We start from the raw sequence: 7,240 nt of genomic DNA on the forward strand, positions 1-7,240 counted from the left end.
CAAATACAGCTTTAAGTTATATAATTTTTATTTTATTTTCATGGATAATTTCAGTCCCATAGTTGGAACGGCATTAAATGCAAGATTGTTTGATGGGCCCTGAAGTACAGTTGGTCTAATGGTAAATGCGACCTTTTCAGACCTTACACTCCATCGATTCTTGAGCATTGAGTCCACATAAGCTTCGACCACATTCAACCCGTATAACCCCACAGTTAAAAGCACCATAAGATCACGATTACGGCGTGCATAGTCCTTTGCACTGATAAGCCCTTGCTCTGAAGCATTAGCATACGCTGGATTATCTATTTTACCATTGTTATCATAGCGAAAATCTAGCTCTTTAAGAAGTTCTTTGTAGTAACGGTTATTAAAGTCAAACACAAGTACCGTGGTTGCAAATCCCCCATAAATTACAGGAACCTTGATCCACCATAATCCCTTATTGGTATATTGACCCCATCCTGGCAAAACTAAAGATCGCTTCCATGCGGTAACGGTTTTGGCTTCAATAGCAAGACGTGTTGAATCTTTAAAGATTTTGGGTGTTTTTGCTTCTTCTTCAGCCTTCTCTCTTTTTTTTCGTTCCCTACGGCTCTCTTTTTTTGTTGTATCCTGCACTGCCGATACTTTTTTCGTTGAATCTGTTGCAGTAACTGTTTTTAAAGCAACTTTATCTTTTGTATCAACTTTCTGTGCCTGCGCAGCAAAAAAGATAAATATAGAACAGAATAAACTGATTATTTTATACATCTTACCAGTCTAATAATTCCAGAATACGGCTCAGATCATCTTCAGACTCAAAAGGAATTTCGATCGCACCTTTTCCTTTTGCACTTTTTAAATTTAACTTAACCTGAGATGAAAATTTAGATGCCAGATCATCTTCAATCTTTTGAAACTGAAATGATTTAGGTACATTCTTATCTTTTTGTGCTTTCTTTTTATTGCCATTTTGAATCTCCCGCACCAATTCTTCTGCCTTGCGAACAGACAATCCCAAGTCAACGATCAATTTAAAGATATATAATTGTTTATCTACCTCTCCTACATTAATTAGCGCACGTGCATGTCCCATCGTTAACTCTCCATCACGGATCGCTGCTTGAATAACAGGCGGCAATTTCAATAAGCGTAAATAATTGGTTACGGTAGAACGGTTTTTACTTACACGTTCTCCCAATTCTTCTTGCTTCAAATTACACTCTTCAATCATCCGTTGAAAACTTAATGCTACTTCAATCGCATTTAGATTTTCACGTTGAATGTTTTCAATCAGTGCCATTTCCAACATCTGTTGGTCATTCGCTGTCCGAATATATGCCGGAATTTCGGTAATACCAGCTAATTTTGATGCACGGTATCTGCGTTCTCCAGAAATCAACTGGTAGGCATTCTCACCAATTTTTCTAACAGTAATAGGTTGAATTAAACCTTGCAATAAGATCGATTCAGACAGTTCCTGTAGCGCTTGTGGATCAAAATCAGTACGGGGTTGAAATGGATTCATTTCTATCGTATCCACATTAACTGTACTAATATTGCCAGATTCTTTTGATTTTGTAGCAGATTCTACCCGGGATGTTTCTACCTCCGAATTTCTTTCAGGGATATCGGCACTATCGTTTAATAAGGCACCTAATCCTCTTCCTAGACCTGTTTTTCGCTGTTGTGCTGCCATATTATATTGTAACTGTTGAATCTAATTCTTTTAGATGTCCGTTCTTATGTAAAATTTCTCTGGCCAAATTTAAATAGTTGATTGCACCTTTACAGGATGCATCGTGCATAATCACAGAAATACCAAAACTTGGCGCTTCACTTAATCGTGTATTTCGCTGGATAATCGTTTCAAATACCAAATCAGTAAAATGTGTCTTAACTTCCTCTACGACTTGATTAGACAAACGTAATCGCACATCGTACATGGTCAATAAAATACCTTCTATTTCCAAACTAGTATTTAAACGTGTCTGAACAATTTTAATTGTATTCAGCAACTTGCCTAACCCTTCTAATGCAAAATATTCACATTGAACGGGAATTACGACTGAGTTTGAAGCTGATAAAGCATTGATCGTAATCAAACCTAATGATGGAGAGCAGTCAATAATGATAAAGTCGTAATCATCCTTTACTTGATCTAAGATTTTTTCATCTTATATTCGCGCTCGTGCATATTAATCATTTCGATCTCAGCACCTACCAGATCAATATGAGCTGGTAGTAAGTCCAAGTTAGGAGTTTCAGTAGCTTGAATAGCATCACGTGGATCTAGATCATTTACCAGACACTCATATATACTTTCTTTAATGGTTCTTGGATCAAATCCAATTCCAGAAGTAGAGTTTGCTTGTGGATCAGCGTCAACCAATAAGGTTTTATATTCTAAAACAGCTAAACTAGCTGCCAGATTGATTGATGTTGTTGTCTTACCAACACCACCCTTTTGATTTGCAATTGATATAATTTTACCCATTTCGAATGAAATTCTTTCTTTATAAAATGTCATTTGTTCCCCTAAAGTCACAAAAAAGGATTATTCTGTTCATTCATAAATTCTTCCCTGCAAAAAAACACTTAAATCATGCATATTTCTTACTTTTGAAGTATCTAAAGGAATAGATCCTCAAGATGCTAAGATACAAAAAATCAGGATATACATCCACTTTGTTCCTTGGGTTTTTATAAGTTACAACTAGACAATGATTTTAATAATTTCGGGAACGAATCGCCCCAAAAGTAAGACGCTAAAAGTTGCACAATACTATCAAGATTACATACAAAAAAGCGGTGAAAGCTGTCAAATACTACCTTTAACAGAACTTCCTGCAGATATTATCGTCTCAGATTTATATGGTCAACGAAGTGACCAGTTTAAAAAAATACAACAGCTGGTATCTGAAGCCGATAAATTTATTTTTATCACACCAGAGTATAATGGCAGTATACCTGGCGTACTCAAGGTCTTCATTGACGCCTGTACTTTCCCAATTAGCTTCTGCCATAAAAAAGCGGCTCTTGTTGGTATTTCATCGGGACGCTATGGTAATTTAAGAGGGATAGATCATCTAACCGGAATATGTAATTACTTACGTATGCATGTTTTACCATTAAAAATTTTTTTACCTCATATTCAAAATGAAATAAGCGAAGAAAATACATTTGTGCATATTGAAACAAGGAATGCCATTCATGAACAAATAGATGAACTTATTCATTTTTAAAATTTACAAAACACAAGAGCCAATGCTTACAAGCATTGCTCTTGTGCTTTAATTCAATAAAAGCGCAAATATTTGTATTTTGCCCAAAACTAAATCATATGAAATTAAAAATTACATACCTCCTATTATCCATTGGCTTTCTATGGTCTTGCAAACAAACTACAGAACATAATACGCTAAGTGCAATCGAAAAAGAAGAGGGTTGGCAACTTCTCTTTAACGGAAAAGATATTAACAATTGGCATATTTACAACCAAGGGAATCAACCTCTAAATGGGTGGTAAAAGATGATGCTATACTTGCGACCCCACTGTTAAAACTGGTGTATTTGGAGATTTAGTTTCGAATGAAACTTTTCAAGACTTTGACTTAAAATTTGATTGGAAAGTTGCCAAAGGTGGCAATAGCGGCGTATTTATAGATGTTCAAGAGGATCCAAAATATGACGCTACATTTGTTACAGGACTTGAAATGCAACTTTTAGATAATGCCAATGCGGAACCGCGGCATCAAACAGATTCAACACATTGGGCTGGATCGTTATACGCAATAAAGGGCATAGGATCCAATTCAAAACCTAATCCCTACAACGAATGGAATCAATCTAGAATTGTACAGAACAAGGGAAAAGTAAGCTTTTGGTTAAATGGGAAGTTAACATTCGAAAACGAAACCAACACCCAGGAATGGAAAGATCTTGTCGCTGGTACCAATATGAAGAACTATCCAGATTTCGGTAAATTCCAAAAAGGAAAAATTGCCTTACAAAACCATACTGATGAAGTTTCTTTTCGTAACATCAAAATTAAACTATTGTAAAGAAGAGCAGGAAATCCTGCTCTTCTTTTTACAATAGTTTAATACCCGAATAACTCTTGCAATGTTAATTTCTTAACTTCTCCAAGTTTTTGCAGATCCTCCATTTTTATATTTTCATCTTTTGCAACAATACAATAAACATAAGGTTTACGACTCATTTCTTTATTATGAAAGTTTCAGATCTGTAAAACTTAATTTTGGCGCTTGCTCATAGATATCTTTACGAATATCTGCCGTAAGTCCCAAGCGCTGTGCACTTAGATAATTTGATAAAATATTTGCGTTCGTAATGCGGTCACTAGCCAATGATTTTACTAAACTAACTTTAGCGATATCCAAAGCTTTTGGAGCATCAGGTAAATCATTTAATAGTTCATTCATACCGACAACAGCTTCATTAAATTTATCGGCCTGTGTACCGACATATGCGCCTACCGAATAATGATTTTCCTTTTTAACAGGAGAAGCAAAATTAGCATAAGTAGAATAAGCTAAAGCTTTAGATTCTCGAATCGTTTGAAATACGATACTTCCCATACCTCCACCAAAATACATATTAAATAATGCGACAGTAGGACTATATTTTGAATTATACACTTCAGAATTTCTAAACCAGAATACTTCCGCCTGCTTCATATCAAAATTAGTAAACAACACTTGATTTTTAGGGGTAGGCAATTCTTCAAAAGTATTTGCTTTCTGAACTGTAGCAAAATTGGTATTCGAATTTAAAGGTTTAAGAGTAGCAACCAATTGACTAGTAGTCTTAGGCCCGTAATATAAAATTTGATGTTTTGTATTTGCCAGCTCGTGTAAAATAGTAACTAAGTCCGATGCTTTGATCGCATCCAGCTCTTGATCTGTCAAAACATTATTAAAAGGATTTTTAGCTCCATATTTTGCATATGATCTCAATCCTTCCATGATCAAGTTCTTATTTTCTTTAGCATTTGTTCTTGATTTTTTCAAACGACCGATATAAGCTTCCAATGCTTCTTGATCACCAACACTATTTTTTAATAAATCTTGAATCAGCGCAACTGTTTGTTCAAAATTTTCATTTAATCCTGAAATATTAATACGTGTTTCTTCATTACCTGAAGACACTGAAAAATCTGAGGCCAACTTATAAAACGCCTTGCTGAAATCTTCACTGGTTTTTTCTTTAGTACCTAAGAATTCTAAATAATCTGCGGCAATACTTAATAACTTATTATTCCATTTCCCCATCTCGTAACGATAAGTTAAACTAAACAATGCGTTATCTTTATTTTGCACTGCGATCACATCAAGACCTTTTAAGGTAGTCTTTTGTACATCTTTAGTATAATCTAACCAGACAGGTGCAATTTTGCTTTCAGGCATTGCAGCAATAGTTTTTAGAAAAAGTGATTGATCGTCACGATTTACAACTACAGGCGTAATAGGAGGTTTCTCTACTTTTACAATGCTATCGTCAATGCCCTTACGTTTATAGACCACTACATAATTATTATCATTCAGATATTTTGTAGCAAAATCCATAATATTTTTCTTCGTGATTTTAGTTAAGTTATCTGAATAACTCAATTCTGTCGACCAATCAACTCCAGAAGTAAAGGCATCCATTAACTCCTCAGCACGATTACTATAGCTTTCATTTCGTGAAATTTCTGATTTCTTTTCGTTATTTACAATGGAAGTAATCAGGTCGTCAGAAAAATCACCTTTACGCAGCTTATCCAATTCTCCTAAAATCAAAGATTTCACATCATCTAAAGATTGACCTTGACTTGGATTAGCCTGCATGATCAACATCGAATAATCTTTTAATACATATGGAAAAGCCCCTGCTCCCAATAATTTTTGAGATTTCACTAAATCTAAATCAATTAATCCAGCTGAACCATTTGTAAGCATATTTCCGAGCAAATTTAACATTTGAGCATCTTTTGTAGATGCACCGGGGAAACGGAAACCTAAAAATAGAAATTCCGATTCTGGCCCTTTAACCTCTCTTACAATTGGTTGTTTGATGTCTTTTTCAGCATCAAAAGTATATGCTGGAATTTCTTTCGGTTTCATATAACTGAATGCCTGATCGATTTTCTTTACTACTTCATTTGGGTCAAAGTCACCAGACATAATTACCCCCATATTATTAGGGACATAATACGTATTAAAATATTCACGAATCGCTTTCAAAGAAGGGTTCTTCAAATGTTCAACGGTACCGATAGTTGTCTGTTTTCCATAATTATTATTTGGAAACATAGCTTCAAACATGGCCTCTACTGATTTACGTCCATCATTATCCAAACCTCTATTCTTCTCTTCATAAACAGCCTCTAATTCTGTATGAAACAATCTTAATATAGGATTACGAAAACGTTCTGCTTGTACAGCCAGGAACTTATCGATTACATTATTGGGAATATCCTCAGTATAGACAGTCTGTTCAAAAGAAGTGAAGGCATTTGTTCCCTCAGCCCCCATCTCACTCATCAATTTATCGTATTCATTGGCAATAGCATATTTTGCTGCCTCGCCAGAAACCTGATCGATCTGCTTATAAATTTCTTTACGCTTGGCTTCATCCTTAGTGGAGTTATACTGTTCATATAAACCATCGATCTGATCCAGTAATGGTTTTTCCTTTGCCCAATCTTTTGATCCAAACTTATCAGTCCCTTTAAAAAGCATGTGCTCTAAATAATGCGCTAAGCCTGTGTGATCTGAAGGATCAGTTTTACTCCCTGCTTTCGTTGCAATATAGGCCTGAATACGAGGTACCTTTTTAGAAGGGCTCAAAATAACTGTAAGACCGTTTTTTAATGTATAAAAACGCGAATTTGTAGGATCATTGGTTACGTAACGATACGTATACCCACCCTCGTTTGCTTCTTTCCAATCATACTTTTTCACCTGTGCAAAATTGTTACGTGTGATAAGAACACAAAAGCTATTACCGAAATAGATTTTAAATTCATTTCTAATAAGTTTATATAATACAATCAAATATATAAATGTTTATATGAAAACTCATCGTGTTTGAACATCTTTAAAATGACAACACTACTATGAGGTAAATTTCAATTGCGAAAGCAATCAGCTAGATCAATTTAGCTTCGATAAAATATATAGGAAATACAATAAAAATAGGAGTAAATAAAAGCATCGATAAATCGATGTCTTGATGTGGAGAATCTGGGTTC

At 34.9% G+C, this 7,240-nt stretch carries 5 protein-coding genes and 2 pseudogenes; 3 read left to right on the forward strand and 4 right to left on the reverse strand.

Annotated elements, in window-relative coordinates:
* Positions 1-27: 27 nt before the first annotated feature.
* From L950_RS14280 to L950_RS14290, 3 genes and pseudogenes are all read right to left on the reverse strand, one after another.
* Positions 28-753 (reverse strand): DUF5683 domain-containing protein, encoded by a 726-nt coding sequence (locus tag L950_RS14280; protein ID WP_021188017.1) that lies wholly within the window; start codon positions 751-753, stop codon positions 28-30.
* Between the two features lies 1 nt (position 754).
* Positions 755-1,681 carry a ParB/RepB/Spo0J family partition protein gene (locus tag L950_RS14285; RefSeq protein WP_021188018.1) on the reverse strand — a complete coding sequence of 309 codons (927 nt, stop codon included), beginning with the start codon at positions 1,679-1,681 and terminating at the stop codon, positions 755-757.
* A 1-nt stretch (position 1,682) separates the two neighbouring features.
* Positions 1,683-2,479: pseudogene (locus L950_RS14290) on the reverse strand (ParA family protein).
* Positions 2,480-2,705: 226 nt separating this feature from the next.
* Between L950_RS14290 and L950_RS14295 the strand changes: the two are divergent.
* The 3 genes and pseudogenes from L950_RS14295 to L950_RS28680 form a co-directional block, all read left to right on the forward strand.
* Positions 2,706-3,227, forward strand: coding sequence for an NADPH-dependent FMN reductase (locus L950_RS14295; protein WP_021188019.1), 522 nt, complete (start codon positions 2,706-2,708; stop codon positions 3,225-3,227).
* A gap of 98 nt (positions 3,228-3,325) precedes the next feature.
* Positions 3,326-3,511 carry a hypothetical protein gene (locus tag L950_RS28675; RefSeq protein ID WP_156169690.1) on the forward strand — a complete coding sequence of 62 codons (186 nt, stop codon included), beginning with the start codon at positions 3,326-3,328 and terminating at the stop codon, positions 3,509-3,511.
* Positions 3,512-3,602: 91 nt separating this feature from the next.
* Positions 3,603-4,046, forward strand: a pseudogene (locus L950_RS28680) (DUF1080 domain-containing protein); the annotation flags it as partial.
* A gap of 165 nt (positions 4,047-4,211) precedes the next feature.
* On the opposite strand, the gene L950_RS14305 reads toward L950_RS28680, so the two are convergent.
* Complete coding sequence (locus tag L950_RS14305) at positions 4,212-6,950, reverse strand: M16 family metallopeptidase (RefSeq protein ID WP_231577283.1); 2,739 nt, start codon at positions 6,948-6,950, stop codon at positions 4,212-4,214.
* Positions 6,951-7,240 lie beyond the last annotated feature (290 nt).

It is taken from the genome of Sphingobacterium sp. IITKGP-BTPF85, from assembly GCF_001006065.1.
GTDB lineage: Bacteria > Bacteroidota > Bacteroidia > Sphingobacteriales > Sphingobacteriaceae > Sphingobacterium > Sphingobacterium anhuiense.

What these genes read in the sequence shown, in the direction of transcription:
- L950_RS14280 (WP_021188017.1), bottom strand. Translation starts at nt 753, where the DNA reads ATGTATAAAATAATCAGTTTATTCTGTTCTATATTTATCTTTTTTGCT.
- L950_RS14285 (WP_021188018.1), bottom strand. Translation starts at nt 1,681, where the DNA reads ATGGCAGCACAACAGCGAAAAACAGGTCTAGGAAGAGGATTAGGTGCC.
- L950_RS28675 (WP_156169690.1), top strand. Translation starts at nt 3,326, where the DNA reads ATGAAATTAAAAATTACATACCTCCTATTATCCATTGGCTTTCTATGG.
- L950_RS14295 (WP_021188019.1), top strand. Translation starts at nt 2,706, where the DNA reads ATGATTTTAATAATTTCGGGAACGAATCGCCCCAAAAGTAAGACGCTA.